The 14,559-nt window shown below is 48.5% G+C and carries 12 protein-coding genes; 11 read left to right on the top strand and 1 reads right to left on the bottom strand.

The features are described 5' to 3' along the window. The first annotated feature begins 27 nt into the window (after positions 1–27). On the top strand, positions 28–978 hold the full coding sequence (locus tag QFZ81_RS27550) for an NAD(P)/FAD-dependent oxidoreductase (RefSeq protein ID WP_307439455.1): 951 nt from the start codon (positions 28–30) through the stop codon (positions 976–978). Here QFZ81_RS27550 and QFZ81_RS27545 read toward each other — a convergent pair. After that, the gene (locus QFZ81_RS27545) at positions 975–1,721 is read right to left on the bottom strand and encodes a DUF2161 domain-containing phosphodiesterase (RefSeq protein ID WP_307605457.1); all 747 of its coding nucleotides are present in this window, start codon (positions 1,719–1,721) and stop codon (positions 975–977) included. The two genes, QFZ81_RS27550 and QFZ81_RS27545, sit on opposite strands and share 4 nt — an antisense overlap. 149 nt (positions 1,722–1,870) lie before the next feature. Here QFZ81_RS27545 and QFZ81_RS27540 point away from each other — a divergent pair, with 149 nt between their 5' ends. The 10 genes from QFZ81_RS27540 to QFZ81_RS27495 all read left to right on the top strand — a co-directional run bounded on the left by QFZ81_RS27540 (position 1,871) and on the right by QFZ81_RS27495 (position 14,547). Further along, entirely contained in the window at positions 1,871–2,566 is a 696-nt protein-coding gene (locus tag QFZ81_RS27540) for an iron-containing alcohol dehydrogenase (protein WP_307605456.1), read from the top strand. Further along, positions 2,451–3,062: a dehydroquinate synthase/iron-containing alcohol dehydrogenase family protein gene (locus QFZ81_RS27535; protein ID WP_307605455.1), complete on the top strand. Its 612-nt coding sequence runs from the start codon at positions 2,451–2,453 to the stop codon at positions 3,060–3,062. The genes QFZ81_RS27540 and QFZ81_RS27535 overlap by 116 nt, the downstream gene beginning before the upstream one ends. A 515-nt stretch (positions 3,063–3,577) precedes the next feature. Then, entirely contained in the window at positions 3,578–4,963 is a 1,386-nt protein-coding gene (locus QFZ81_RS27530) for a family 4 glycosyl hydrolase (RefSeq protein WP_307605454.1), read from the top strand. Positions 4,964–4,976: 13 nt separating this feature from the next. Next, on the top strand, positions 4,977–6,359 hold the full coding sequence (locus tag QFZ81_RS27525) for an MATE family efflux transporter (RefSeq protein WP_307605453.1): 1,383 nt from the start codon (positions 4,977–4,979) through the stop codon (positions 6,357–6,359). Between the two features lie 23 nt (positions 6,360–6,382). Beyond that, positions 6,383–8,593 (top strand): alpha-galactosidase, encoded by a 2,211-nt coding sequence (locus tag QFZ81_RS27520; protein WP_307605452.1) that lies wholly within the window; start codon positions 6,383–6,385, stop codon positions 8,591–8,593. Between the two features lie 2 nt (positions 8,594–8,595). Continuing rightward, complete coding sequence (locus tag QFZ81_RS27515) at positions 8,596–8,772, top strand: hypothetical protein (protein ID WP_307439469.1); 177 nt, start codon at positions 8,596–8,598, stop codon at positions 8,770–8,772. Beyond that, on the top strand, positions 8,769–10,547 hold the full coding sequence (locus tag QFZ81_RS27510; protein ID WP_307605451.1) for a glycoside hydrolase family 36 protein: 1,779 nt from the start codon (positions 8,769–8,771) through the stop codon (positions 10,545–10,547). The genes QFZ81_RS27515 and QFZ81_RS27510 overlap by 4 nt, the downstream gene beginning before the upstream one ends. Before the next feature lie 38 nt (positions 10,548–10,585). Next, positions 10,586–11,578, top strand: a complete 993-nt coding sequence (locus QFZ81_RS27505) for an aldo/keto reductase (protein WP_307605450.1) — start codon at positions 10,586–10,588, stop codon at positions 11,576–11,578. 85 nt (positions 11,579–11,663) lie between these two features. Next, positions 11,664–12,626 (top strand): bile acid:sodium symporter family protein, encoded by a 963-nt coding sequence (locus QFZ81_RS27500; protein ID WP_307605449.1) that lies wholly within the window; start codon positions 11,664–11,666, stop codon positions 12,624–12,626. Positions 12,627–13,377: 751 nt separating this feature from the next. Then, a complete protein-coding gene (locus QFZ81_RS27495) occupies positions 13,378–14,547 on the top strand; it encodes an ABC transporter substrate-binding protein (protein WP_307439476.1) in 1,170 nt (389 codons plus the stop codon). The last annotated feature ends 12 nt before the right edge of the window (positions 14,548–14,559 follow it).

Genomic DNA, 14,559 nt, shown 5'->3' with positions numbered 1-14,559 from the left:
GATGACAGGAGAAGAGGACGTGCGGTTATGGAACAGTATGACAGCATGATTGTTGGCGGAGGTATTGCCGGACTTCAAGCGGCAATTCAATTAGGAAGATATGAGTATCGCGTACTTGTCATTGATGCGGGCTATGGCCGGTCTACACTATGTAAAAGTTATCATAACCTTTTGGGGTGGCCAGATGGTGTATCGGGTGAAGAACTACGTCGATTAGGGAGGCTTCAAGCGGAGAAGCTGGGTGTTGCTTTCGCTAAGGATGAAGTTGTACAAGCTGTAAACAAAGGTAAACCTGGGGATGGATTTGAGTTATGGGGGAAGTCGGGTAAAGGATATGAAGCCCCGACTTTACTACTGGCGACAGGACTTCTGGATCGCATTCCTGAGCTGCCCAAACTGAAAGACTGTCTTGGGCTTACTGTTTACGTCTGTCCAGATTGCGATGGCTATGAGATTAAGAACAAACAGACCATTGTGATGGGTTCTGGTGATTCCGGAGCGGGAATGGCTCTGACGCTGAGTGCGCGTACGGACAAGCTGACCTATGTGAATCATGAGCAGAAAGCTGTGAAGAGCGAGCTGCTAGTAAAGCTGAAGGAAAAGAGAATCACCTATGTCGCGGAAGATATTGGGGAGGTGATGGCTGAAACGAATGGCTTATTTCGCGGTGTTGTTTTGGCAAATGGGGAACGAATCGGTGCGGAGCGCGGGTTTATAGCCTTCGGCGGGAATGAAGTGAAGTCGGATTTGGCCCGGCAGTTAGGCGCGGAGCGAATGGAGAATCGCCACATTGTAACGGATCCTCGCAGTAAAATGACAAGTGTGCCATTCGTCTGGGCAGCAGGGGACGTGGGTGTTCATGCCGAGCAAGTGACCATTGCCATGGGCGAAGGAGCGCAGGCAGCTATTTGGATGAACAAAGCGCTGTTGATGTTGAAAGAAGAAGCGAACATACATCGAGTTGTTGTTCGCTCTTAAGGGTTTAAAGTAGATAGGATAGTAGACGAGTCTGACGTCTCCGATGATGGAAAAGCAGTTACAACATGGGCATATTCCGCTAACGCTTGCTCCCCAAGTGGGGTGATATGATAAATGCCGCGGCTTTGGCGTACGAACCAGCGGTAGTAGTTTTTTTGAAGCAGGGAGCTCACGGCTTTATTGCTCGTGAAATCGCGAAGCTTACGAGGACTGAGTGGTCCATGCTGTCGCATTAGGTAGGCGCAATGAAGCGATTTTTCGCGGTAGGCAGTCATGAGTTTCTGCTGAGAGCTGCCTCCGACATTGTAGTCCCCACTGCGTTCATGAAATTCATTTACGACTTTCAATGCAGCCCGCTTATTCGGGCGTAATAGATAGGGAGTAGGCTCGCAGACGAGATCCACTGCGGGCTGTTTGCGTTTGAAGAATTGAACGGTCAGGACACCTAAGCCGAGCATGCGGCATAAACGTCGAATCTCTTCCCATTGCAGTCGATGCGGCGCTCGTCCTTTATTGGGAAGCTCGAAAGCGACATAGACTTGATCCGTCAGCCGCAAACGATCGATGCCTTGCACGAGGAGCGGAATATTGAAGTTTTTTTTCAATTCGACAATGATTGGCGGCTCATCACCGCGAATAGCGACTAAGTCGCAATGCTTAACCTCGGCGCGAACGGTGTAACCTCGCTGCTCGAAATATTGTTTAATTGGAGCGTAAAGCTCCGTTTCTGTTTGGATAGGCATGAGGTTAGTGATCTCCTCTCTAGTTACAATAATTGCAGCCAGAATGTGTTCAATTATAGCATAGCTTTTGCTGGAATAGGGGAAGAATCACTTGTACGTACATGTTGGAACGGAACGGTAGAGCCAGGAGACAGAGGAGGATGCGTGTGATGAGTGAGATATTGGATGTCTGGATAGGAAAGAGTATTGATTGCGCTTGCGGGTTGCGGCACGAAGTGCTGATTCGGCGCATAGTTATTGAACGCGATGCGCTGGCGCAGGTGAAGGTAAGCCTCAGCGTGATTCGCGAGAACGCGATGGTGGAAGTGGCGGCCGATGAAGAAGCGATTGTCCAGGTGATGCTGGACACGCCGCTTTCATCGAAGGTTTTGCTGGCCGTGGGTGCGGGCACCGTCCACGACATCGTGCGCTTCGTGGCGCATCGTACGAAGCGTCCGTTCTTGTCTGAGCCGACGGCGCCGTCGGTGGACGGATTCGCGTCAGTGGGCGCGCCGCTCATCGTCCGCGGCTTCAAGCAGACGATCCCGGCCTGCGCGCCGGAGGCGATCTTCGCCGACCTCGCGGTGCTGGCGAAGGCGCCGCAGGCGATGATCGCGGCCGGCCTCGGCGATATGCTCGGCAAGCACACTTCGCTGGCCGACTGGTCGCTTGGCCGTGTGCTGCTCGGCGAGCACTATTGCGAGCTCAGCGCTCGGTTGACTTTGGAGGCCGTAGAGCTGCACGGCTCAGTTGGCCGAGATCGCGCAGCGCACCGATCTCGGCTTGCTCCGGTTGATGGAAGGCCTGATCCTATCGGGCCTTTCCATGCTCTTGGTCGGCCACTCGCGGCCGGCCTCCGGGGCTGAGCACCATCTCTCCCATTACTGGGAGATGGTGCTTCTGCAGCAGCGCCGCCGAGCGCTGCTGCACGGCGCGAAGGTCGGCGTCGCGACCGTGCTCATGGCGCAGCGCTATCAGGCGCTGCAGGGGCTCACGGCCGACGAGGCCGCTGCGCGCCTAGCGCAAGGCCATGTCCCCAGTGAACTTACGGATGCGGAGCGCATCCGGCAGGTCTATGGGGACATGGCCGAGATGGTCATCGCCGAGAATTTCCCGGCGAATGGCACGGCTGTTGATGCGCAGGCGCTGAAGGCGCGCATCGCGGAGAAGTGGGGCGATGTGCAAGCCATCGCCCGAGCGGTCCCTGCACCGGCGCAGCTCATCGCTTGGCTCGAGGCCGTGCAGGGACCGGTAACGCCGGAGCAGCTCGGTGTGGAGCCGGAGCTGGTGGAGGCGTCCCTGCAGGATGCGCTTTTCGTGCGCAACCGATTCACGATCCTACGTTTACAGCGTCTGCTATAGACGCTTTATCTTTATAAAAGGCTGTCCCTCAAGTAGATAGATCTACCTACTTGAGGGGCAGTCCTTTTTTTATGATCCTTCTGGTAACAATCCGAATAGGTTTTCAGAACGGAAATTGCAAATCCATTGGAATAAATCCAATGAAATGGTCTCTCAGGCTGTGAAAATCGTAATTCCATTGGATTTATCCAACCAAATGGCTGGTTTATCGTCTGGAGACGGACTTCTATTGGATTTAATCCAATGAAATGGACTCTCGGGTTGCAAATTGCATGTTTAGCTATCGTAATTTACTACAATAGCCCAATAATTTAGCACATCCAATTACAGGACTATAGGTAGTAAAATTTGGATACTATCCTGCCGAACTATAGTCTTTCCGGTTATGTTCATCCTTCGTGTGAAAAAGTGTAAAAAATCACAACCTGACTTAATTTTTGCCATCCCGCAATGTGGAATTGTTCTCTATACTGGTAGCGTATGCAAGACGGTTCCAAGACAAGAAGGAGGGCAATATGAAATTTGCTAATGAGAAAGTCAGCGATATCCAAATCGCATATATTGGTGGAGGCTCGATGTATTGGGCGAAAAATCTGATTGCCGATCTGGCGCTTGATGGTCAATTGTCAGGTACTATTCGTTTGTACGATCTTGATTACGGCAAGGCCAAAAATAATGAAAAGCTGGGTAATTCGGTTTCCGATTATACAGAGACGAAATCCAAATGGACTTACAAGGCGTATCCGACGCTCCAAGAGGCGCTTAGCGGATGCGATTTTGTGTTTATCTCGATCCTTCCAGGATCATTCCGGGAAATGGAATCCGATGTTCATGAACCGGAAAAATACGGCATTTATCAAGCCGTTGGCGATACGACTGGACCTGGGGGTCTTATCAGAGCACTTCGCACCATTCCCATGTATGTGGAAATAGCACAAGCGATTGAGCGCTTTTCACCGGATGCCTGGGTGTTCAATTACACGAATCCAATGACACTCTGTACACGGACACTTTTTGAAGTGTTTCCAAAAATTAAAGCACTTGGCTGCTGCCATGAGATTTTCGGTGTGCAAGGACTTTTGATACGTATGCTGCGCGATATGGAAGGTATTGAAGGTGTGCATAGGGATCAAGTGAAAGTGAATGTGCTGGGCATCAATCATTTTACTTGGATCGATCAAGCGACGTATCAAAATATGGACTTACTTCCGATGTATCGAAAGTTTGTTAATACATATTTTGAATCCGGATTTGAGCACAACAAAGATGCTTGGGTCACGAACACGTATACGGCCGCTAACCGCGTGAAGTTCGATTTGTTTCGGCGCTTTGGCGTTATTGCAGCGGCAGGTGATCGCCACTTGGCGGAATTTATGCCTCCTTGGTATTTGAAAGATCCGGAGACGGTTCGTTCATGGAAGTTCGGCTTAACGACGGTACAAAGCCGAGTCGAAAAGCATGCAGCAACGGAGCTTTTTTACGGTAAGCTGCTTAGTGGCGAGGAGAAGCTGCCTCTTAAGGCATCAGGAGAAGAAGAGGTCAGACAGTTAAAAGGTCTAATCGGACTTGAACAATTCGTAACTAATATTAACGTTCCCAACGTTGGACAAATGAAGGGAATTCCTCTGGGCGCGGTTGTAGAAACGAATGCTGTGTTCTCAGCGAACAGTTTGCGTCCGGTCTACGCGGGCGAGCTTCCGATGGAAGTGGGTAATCTGGTCTTGCAACATACGATGAATCAGGAGCTTATTTTGAAAGCTGCTCTTCAAAAGGACAAAGACTTAGCATTCAAGGCGTTTATGAACGATCCGCTTGTGAATATCGATATCCACGATGCCGAGGTATTGTTCGATAAGATGCTGCAAAATACGAAAGCTTATTTGCCAGGATGGAACATCTGATGGCGGGCCGGCCATGAGTGCAGGATTAAAGTTATTCAGCGAATCCGCCTCCATTGATCCGCAGGATGAGAAGGCCGTTCGCCGGATGATTTTCAAATTGGCAGGTCCATCTTTGACGGAAATGCTGCTCATGAATATGACCCAAATGGTGATGATGATCCTGGTTGGACACCTCGGGGCCATTGCTTTGGCGGCTGTGGGCTTAACAAGCCAACCTTATTTATTATTGACTGTCCTTTTTGCAGCGCTTAATACAGGTACAACCGTCATCGTCGCCCGTTCGACAGGAGCGGGGAAAATGGGGGACGCGAATCTGGCCGCAGGGCAATCGCTTCTGCTCGGTACCATTCTGTCTGTTCTTGTTGTTGCACTTGGAGTCACCTTTGCCCAGAGCATGCTCCATTTGATGGGAGCCAGCGCTGAGGTCGTTCAATATGGAATGCCATATGCGAAATTAATGTTTTTCTCCATTGGCTTCTCTTCTATCTCGTCTGCTTTATCCGCTATTCTACGAGGGGCGGGAGACACACGGACTCCGATGAAAATCAACGTGCTGTCAGGATGCGTCAATGTTATCCTCGGGATCGTGTTGATTTACGGTCACCTCGATTTTCCGCAAATGGGTATTACGGGGGCTGCAATTGCCACCTTAGTGGTTCAGACCGGGGCCATGATTTGTTTTATAGCCGTCATGTTCAGCGGAAGATTTGCAGTTCGCATTGGCTGGTCGGATATAAGCCGTTTGGATAAGGCTATGATCAGCCGCATGTTGAAGATAGGGATACCCAGCAGTCTTGAGCAGCTTATTATGCGTTTAGGGATTATGACGTTTGTGAAAATTTGTGCTGGACTCGGGACCGTTGCAGTTGCGGCATCACAAATTGTAACGAGCATTATCGGGATCTCGTTTATGCCGAGGGCTGCTTTTGCCATCGCAGCTTCTACGTTAGTTGGACAAACCCTTGGCGTAAGTAAACCGGACCTCGCTGAGCGATATGTGTGGCAAGTCAGAAAGTACAGCATGTTCGTGGCCGGTTTTATGGGAACGCTTTTCATCTTACTTGCACCCCATATCCTCATGCTGTATACGAATGACGAGACGATTAATCGCGAAGGGGCATGGGCACTTCGGATCGTAGGTTTTATTCAGGTATCTCAGATATCGCAGTTTGTTCTTGGAGGAGCGTTAAGAGGAGCAGGAGATACCCGTTACCCCTTATATTCGACATTCATTGGCGTGTGGGGAATACGGGTTGTACTTAGTTATTTATTTGTTTACGTCTTTCATTGGGGCATGGTCGGATTATGGGGTGCTGTTGCTTGTGATCAATTTCTCAGATCTAATTTGATTTATTTTAGGTTTAAACGCGGGGCATGGAAGCATCTAAAGGTTTAATACACAAAAGGAGAAGCGGAATTATGGGAATTGTGTACGATTCGAATTCGCAAACTTTCCATCTTCATGGGAAGTCATCGAGTTACATCATGCAGCTAATCAAATCCAAATATTTGGCTCACGTTCATTGGGGACGCCAAGTACGGGGAACGAATCTAGGAAGCTTGCTCGCTATAAGACGCCGCTGCTCCTTCTCACCGTCTACGGATCCGAATGATCTAACGCTGTCTTTGGACACATTGCCGCAGGAATTTCCGGCATACGGAGGCAGTGATTTTCGCGTTCCGGCCTATCAGGTTCAATTGGAAGACGGAACGACGGTCAGCGAATTCGTTTATGAGTCCCACCGGATTTACGCGGGTAAAACACCCCTAGAGGGACTGCCGTCCACCTATACGGAGGATGACAGCGAAGCGGAGAGTATCGATATCGTGCTGGTCGACGCGATGATTGGTTTGAAAGCCATTCTCACGTATACCGTATTTCGCGATTTGGATGCGATAACCCGGTCAGTTCGATTCATGAATGTGGGTAATCAGTCGCTTAAGCTGCTTCGAGCATTGAGCTTCGGTATCGATATATCTCACTGCGATTTCGTTATGCTTCATTTGTCAGGCACATGGGCGCGTGAGCGTCATATCGAAAGACGCCCTATTCTAACAGGCGGGTCTGTCATTGAGAGCCGACGAGGGTCTAGCAGCCATTCGCTCAACCCATTCATGGCCCTGCTTTCCAAGCAAGCGGATGAAGACCAAGGAGAAGCCTATGGATTTAGTCTTGTCTACAGCGGCAGCTTTGTTGCTCAAGCGGAAGTAGATCCTTACGGAACGACTCGCGTAGTGATGGGCATCAACTCGTTTGATTTTTCGTGGCTCTTGGAGCCGGGGCAAACCTTCCAGACGCCGGAGGCAGTTCTCGTCTATTCCGCGGAAGGAATCGGCGGGATGTCGCGCACGTATCACAAGCTGTATCGCACACGGTTATGCCGTGGACAATTCCGCGATCGTCACAGGCCGATTCTCATCAACAACTGGGAAGCCACCTATTTTAATTTCAACGCGGATAAAATTGAAGAGCTTGCGCGAGTTGGCAAGGAACTCGGATTAGAGCTTCTAGTGCTGGACGACGGTTGGTTTGGTAAGCGTGACAACGATAAAAGCTCACTCGGAGATTGGTTCGTTGATCGTAACAAGCTGCCACAAGGCATGCCGGATTTGGTAAGCCGTGTGAAGCAGCAAGAGCTGGAGTTCGGTCTATGGTTCGAGCCTGAAATGGTGTCCCCGGATAGCGACCTGTATCGCTCCCATCCCGACTGGTGCCTGCACGTGCCAGGTCGGCGAAGAACAGAAGCGAGGCATCAGCTGATTCTCGATTATTCGCGCCAAGACGTAAGAGACTACATCGTTACGGTCATCTCCGATATTCTTGCGAGCAGCCCAATCACCTATGTGAAATGGGATATGAACCGCAATATGACGGAAGTCGGTTCCGCCCAGCTCCCGCCGGAGCGGCAGCGTGAAACGGCTCATCGTTATATGCTCGGGCTTTATGAAGTGATGGAACGGATAACCTCCGCATTCCCGAGTGTGTTGTTCGAAAGCTGCTCCGGAGGTGGCGGGCGGTTCGATCCTGGGATGCTCTACTATATGCCGCAGACGTGGACGAGCGATAATACGGATGCGGTAGCACGGCTGAAAATTCAATATGGCACGAGTATCGTTTATCCAATTAGCACGATGGGCGCTCATGTTTCCGCAGTCCCTAACCATCAGGTGCATCGTACGACACCGCTCGATATGCGGGGGGATGTGGCGATGTCGGGTAACTTCGGCTATGAGCTGGATTTGACCGCATTTACGGAAGCTGAAAAGGAGGCCGTGAAGAAGCAAGTTGTACTTTATAAACAATTGCGGCCGCTGATCCAATTCGGCGAATTTTACCGTTTGATCAGCCCTTTTGAACACGTTAACGCTGCATGGATGTTTGTTTCCGAGGATAAGAAGGAAGCGTTGGTTGCTTTTTTTCAAGTACTGTCTGAGCCGAATGCACCGCTAAGGAAGCTGCGATTAAAGGGGTTAGCGGCAGAGAGTAATTACTTACTCTATGATTCGGAAGATCAGGACGAAGTTATGGAAATCTTTGGTGGTGATGAGCTCATGCATGTGGGGCTTAATTTACCGATCTGGAAAGGCGATTTCCGAAGCCGCCTTTACCGCTTGAAAATGGAGGAATGACAATGAAAAAGCTGCGTTTGAGCGATTTGCAGGATAAGAGGGACGGCCACATTTTGCAGGATGTATTACCAGGTGAGGATCATCACCTCAATTCGAGTGAGGTCGATCCGATTGTCACCGTGTGGTGCCATGCAGGCTTGAACCGTCATAAGAATCAACAGCAGGAGGACGCAGTATGAACAAAATCATAAACACGGATACACATACATTTACTTTATCGGGAGAGGACCATCGGTTTACCGTCTCTCTATTTGCGGAAAAACTGCAGGAAGGCCTCGATCTCATTACGCTGCAATTGAAAGCGGAGGAGGCGCTGACGCCTCCCGTTTTTACGCTTGGTTGGTCGCATCCTGCTTGTGATATTCAGGGCAGTTGGCATCCTGCCCAGGACCGGAATAAGAGTTTCAAGGCCGACTGGATGCGCACATTACGTTCCAACGCGGCTGCGTCGGCTCCGATTTATGCCTTATTTAATAGCGTAGGTCGCAATAGACTGACATTTGCTTATTCGGATGCACTTAACACGGTGCACTACTCGGGAGGCATCAGCGAGGAAACGGCCGATTTCCATTGCCGCGTCCAATTGTTTACAGAAACGACGGTGCCTTTCACTTCTTATGAGGCGAAGCTTCTCGTAGATACGAGAGATATTCCTTATTATGAAAGCCTTCAGGGCGTTCAAGAGTGGTGGAGCGCCATGCCGGAATATCGCCCGGCGTTCGTTCCTGCGGCTGCCAAGGAACCCATGTATTCGACCTGGTACAGTATGCATCAAAATGTAACAGACGCACATATCGAAGAGCAATGCCGTATCGCCAAGAAGTTGGGGATGGAAGCCGTCATTGTGGATGATGGCTGGCAGACGGAAGATAACCGCCGGGGTTATGCGTACTGCGGTGATTGGGAGACTTATAAGGGTAAATTCCTTGATATGAAGCGGCATGTTGATGCGGTTCATGAGTTAGGCATGAAATTTATCCTCTGGTACTCAGTACCATTTATCGGTAAATACAGTAAGGTGTGGGATCGATTCAAAGATAAGATTCTGCGATTTAATGAAAATCATGGGGCAGCCGTGCTCGATCCGAGATACCCTGATGTCCGAGAGTATATCATAAATAAATATGAAGAAGCGGTGAAAGAATGGGGCTTGGACGGCTTCAAGCTTGATTTCATTGATACGTTCTATTCGCCTGAGCTTCAGCTTCCCTCAACAGTCCCCGGCAAGGATTATGAGTCTATACCTGAAGCCGTTGACCGTCTATTGACAGACTCTATCGGCAGATTGAGAGAATTGAATCCCGATATCATGATCGAATTCCGCCAGATGTATATCGGTCCTGCCATGCGCAAATACGGCAATATGTTCCGTGCAGCCGATTGTCCGAACGACAGCATCCAGAACCGAGTGCGTACGTTGGACATCAGGCTGATCTGCGGAGATACGGCAGCTCATGCCGATATGATCATGTGGCACCCGGAGGAACCCGTGGAAAGCGCCGCCTTACAGTTGATTAACTGTTTATTTTCGGTGCCTCAGGTATCGGTCCTCTTGGATAGGCTGCCTTCCAACCATTTGAAGATGCTCGAATACTGGCTTTCCTTCTGGAAGGAGAACCGTGATCTGTTGTTAGACGGCCCGATTGAGCCAATGAATCCGGAGCTGATGTATCCGCTAGTCCGAGCTGTAAAAGAGGATAGAGGGATTATTGTCGCTTATCATGAGCGAATTGTGCCTATAGATGCATCGACACCGGTGTCCCAGTGGATCGTGGTAAATGGCAGAAGACAGGATGGACTCTATTTGGAGGCGTCTGGTGTAGTTGGAGCGGTTAAGGTGGTTATTAAAAACTGCTGTGGGGAAATCGTAGAGGAGCTGTCTGCCATGCTGACGTCAGGCATTCATAAGCTTGCGATTCCGGCTTCGGGGCTCGCGACCATTTCTATTTTATAGAACCAAAAATCAAGGCACGTACACTAGGGGGATCATCGATGAACTACTTAGCTAATGAAGGAAGATATGCTGAAATGCCTTATCATCGGAGCGGAAAGAGCGGTCTTAAGCTGCCTCTGATCTCTTTTGGATTATGGCATAATTTTGGAAGCGTCGATCTATTCGAGAACAGTAGGGCTCTGGCGCGCCATGCGTTTGATTTGGGGATTACCCATTTCGATCTTGCGAATAACTATGGTCCATCGGCAGGCTCGGCAGAGGAAACGTTCGGACAAATTCTGAAGAAGGATTTGCACCCGTACCGTGATGAGCTGATCATTGCAACCAAAGCAGGCTATCGCATGTGGGACGGTCCTTATGGGGAGCGGGGCTCCCGCAAAAGCATGCTCGCCAGCCTCGACCAGAGCTTAAAGCGACTTGGCATGGGTTATGTTGATATTTATTATTCGCACCGTTTTGACGCTGAAACGCCTTTGGAAGAAACAATGGGCGCCTTGGATCAGGCTGTTCGTCAGGGAAAAGCGCTGTATGTGGGTGTGTCCAACTATAATGCAGAGCAAACGGAGCAAGCAGCAGCAATATTGAAAGGTCTCGGCACTCCGTTCATCATCCATCAAGTACACTATTCGATGTTCGAAAGACGGTTGGAGCAGGGCCTGCAAGACATTTTGGCAAGAGAAGGCGTGGGGTCAATCGCTTATAGCCCTCTAGCCAGAGGACTGCTGACGGATCGTTATTTGCAAAACATTCCGGCGGATTCCCGTGCAGCAGGTGGCAGTATGTTCCTAAGGCCTCAGGATATTACCGAGGAAAAGATCGCTAAGTCTCGTCTTTTGAATATATTAGCTCAGGAGCGAGGGCAAAGCCTTGCACAGATGGCTTTAGCTTGGGTTCTTCGCAAGGGATATGTTACCTCCGCATTAATTGGGGCAAGTAAAGTGAGTCAGCTAGACGATAATGTGGCAGCCTTGAAGCAGCCTACTTTCACTCAGGAAGAATTGGATCTTATCGATCAAATTCTTGGGGGTTGAAGTTTGGCAGGATTTGCTCTATTGGGAACCGAAGTATACGGAGCGATGGGAAAGCCTCATCATTAAATACAGAAGAGGGTTGAGTATGCTAATCCGATTGAATAAAGTACTCGAAAAAGCGATGCCTTTTGTAACGCCATCTGCTGTTATTGTTGGGTTAATTAGCTCAACTTGGCTGCATCATCTTAGCTTTCTAGTCCCGTGGATATTTGCTGCAATGACGTTTGCTGGAAGCATTGGATCTAATTTTAAGGATTTACAAAAGGTGATGATGCATCCGCTGCCGATTATAGCTAACTTTATCATTCTGCATCTGGCAATGCCGATACTGGGATGGGCGGCCGGTTCAATATTTTTCCCTGGAGATGATTTGACACAGACTGGATTTGTTCTCCTGTTCGTTATTCCTACCGGAGTTGTCAGCTTGGTGTGGGTTACCATATATGGGGGAAATATAGCGCTCACTTTGGCGCTCATCTTACTGGACACGCTTTTATCTCCATTGATTGTGCCGCTTAGTCTCTCTCTCATCGTTGGAGCTAAGGTACATATGGACCAATGGGATATTATGAGGGGGCTATTCTTAATGGTTGTGATCCCTTCATTGATTGGTATGGTGCTTAATCAATGGACAAAAGGCAGAATTAAAATCACCTGGGGGCCGCGATTGGCGCCTTTTTCAAAAATAGGACTTTTTGTGGTGGTCGCGATTAATTCTTCGGTCATAGCTCCCTATCTGAAAAACATGAATGGTCAGTTGGTAAAAATTATTGCTGTTTCTTTCGCATGTGCAACCATTGGATATTTGGCAGGATGGCTAGTATCCCGGATGATGAGATGGGACCGCGAAGTCACCATTGCCCTCACCTTCAATTCAGGGATGCGAAACTTGAGTGCGGGTGCAGTGCTCGCTATCAGCTTTTTTCCGCCGCCTGTGGCGCTTCCGGTTGTCGCAGGTATGCTGTTTCAACAAATCCTGGCGGCTTTATATGGGCAGCGTCTGGCTAAAAAGTACGGCATAAATGGTCATACAGCCAAGGCAGCCTAAAAATGAGGATTCACTTGGAGAGAATGAAGTTAAATGGGAAAATAGCTACTTGGACAAGGGTTCTGTTTGCCTCACCACCATACAATGAAGAAGCACCCAAGAGGGTGCTTTTTGTCACATAAGCGAATTTGTTTATTCTTTCCCCCAAATATTATTTTCCATTGAGTTGCCCTCATATAAATTTTTATCCGAGATATCCCCAATGCTGTATTATCCCAATGTTCTTCACAACGAATGATCAAGACCCTTCCGAGGTTATATTTTTCGTTCCGTAATTTCTTTTTTTCACAAGCGAAAGCTTCAAAACAAACCCAAAAGAATTCCAGACACAGCCCCGAAAATCCCCCATATAATAGGGCCCCATTTCAATATATAACCATAAATGGATCCAAGGAGCATGAGACACGTTCCAAATGTCTCTATAACGTACGATTTTGTCACCGTTCCTTAAATGGGCATTTCAAAATTAGTTTTTTTGTTATATTCCACGGCTGAAACGTAAGCATCATAAAAAATAAAAGCTGGCCCTGGTTCGTCGAAATGGAGGGATTTGATTCAATACCATATTTAATCAACAAAGAAAGGAGCATTGCCGTAATGGCAGGCTCTGTTTTGTTTTATATAGTGTATGAACATTCTCTGTTTGTTTGAAATTATGTAAATGTGTTCCATAATTTAATATATTGACACTTAGTTAGTAAATTTGTTACATTTCTCATTATTACTATTTATTTTTAAAGGGAGATGCAGCATGAGACAGAGAAAAGTAATGATTACAATGCTTTCCGCGGTTTTGAGCGTATCGCTGTTGGCAGGCTGTGGAGCTCAACCTGAGGCAAAAGACAACGAGGCGGGAGCAGCAGCCGGTAAAGGCGAGCAAGTAGCTAAAATCGGTTATATCGGATTTATTTCCGGAAGCGGGGCGGCTTATGGGGAAGCCCAGAAACAAGGTTTAGAGCTTGCCAAAACCGAGTTAAACGAAATAAATAAAGGTAATCTTAAAATTGAACTGCTTATCGAAGACTCGGCCGGCAAGAAAGAGAGCGCTATCAACGCGGCTAATAAATTGATTAACCAAGATAAAGTGGTTGGGATCATCGGTCCGACCCTGTCCGGCGAAATGTTTGCTGTTGGACCGGTCGCAACTGAAGCGGAAACGCCAATTCTCGGAATTTCCAATACGGCTGAAGGCATTAATGATATTGGCGAATACGTATTCCGTAATTCTTTGCCTGAATCGGTAGCAATTCCTGCTGCCATGGATGCGGCTGTTAAGAAGTATGGCATTAAAAAAGCAGCGTTCATTTACTCGAAAAATGACGATTTCTCCGTGTCCGGATTTAAAACGATGAAGGCAACGGCTGAAAAAGTGGGATTGCAAAATTTGGGTGAAGAAACGTTCTCTAATGGGGATGTGGATTTCGCTGCACAGTTGACCAAGATCAAAGCAACCAATCCGGATGCGTTATTCGTATCGGCTTTATATAAGGAAGGTTCCTTGGTCGTGAAAAAAGCGCGTGAAATTGGTTTGAATGTACCGATTATCGGCGGCAACGGCTTCAATAACCCGCAAGTGTTGGAGATTGCCGGTAAAACGGCGGAAGGGCTTGTCGTAGCAACCCCGTTCAGCACGGATAAAAAAGATGACAATGTACAGAAGTTCGTGAAAAACTATGAAGCGAAATACGGCAAAAAGCCGGATCAGTTTGCTGCTCAGGCTTATGACGGCTTGTACATTATCGCTCAATCGCTGCTGAAAACGAAAAAAGCTGCCGATCGCCATGCTTTGCGTGACGAATTGGCCAAGCTGAAGGATTTCAATGGCGTATCCGGAAAGCTTTCTTTTGATGAAAAACGGAATCCGATCGGCGTGCCGGTTGTCGTTACGATTAAAGACGGTAAGTTTGTTCCTTTCGAATAGGAACACTTTCAA

Source organism: Paenibacillus sp. V4I9 (assembly GCF_030817295.1).
Classification (GTDB): domain Bacteria; phylum Bacillota; class Bacilli; order Paenibacillales; family NBRC-103111; genus Paenibacillus_E.
Note: the sequence above shows the minus strand (reverse complement) of the source record. Positions and strands in the feature narration are given on the sequence as shown.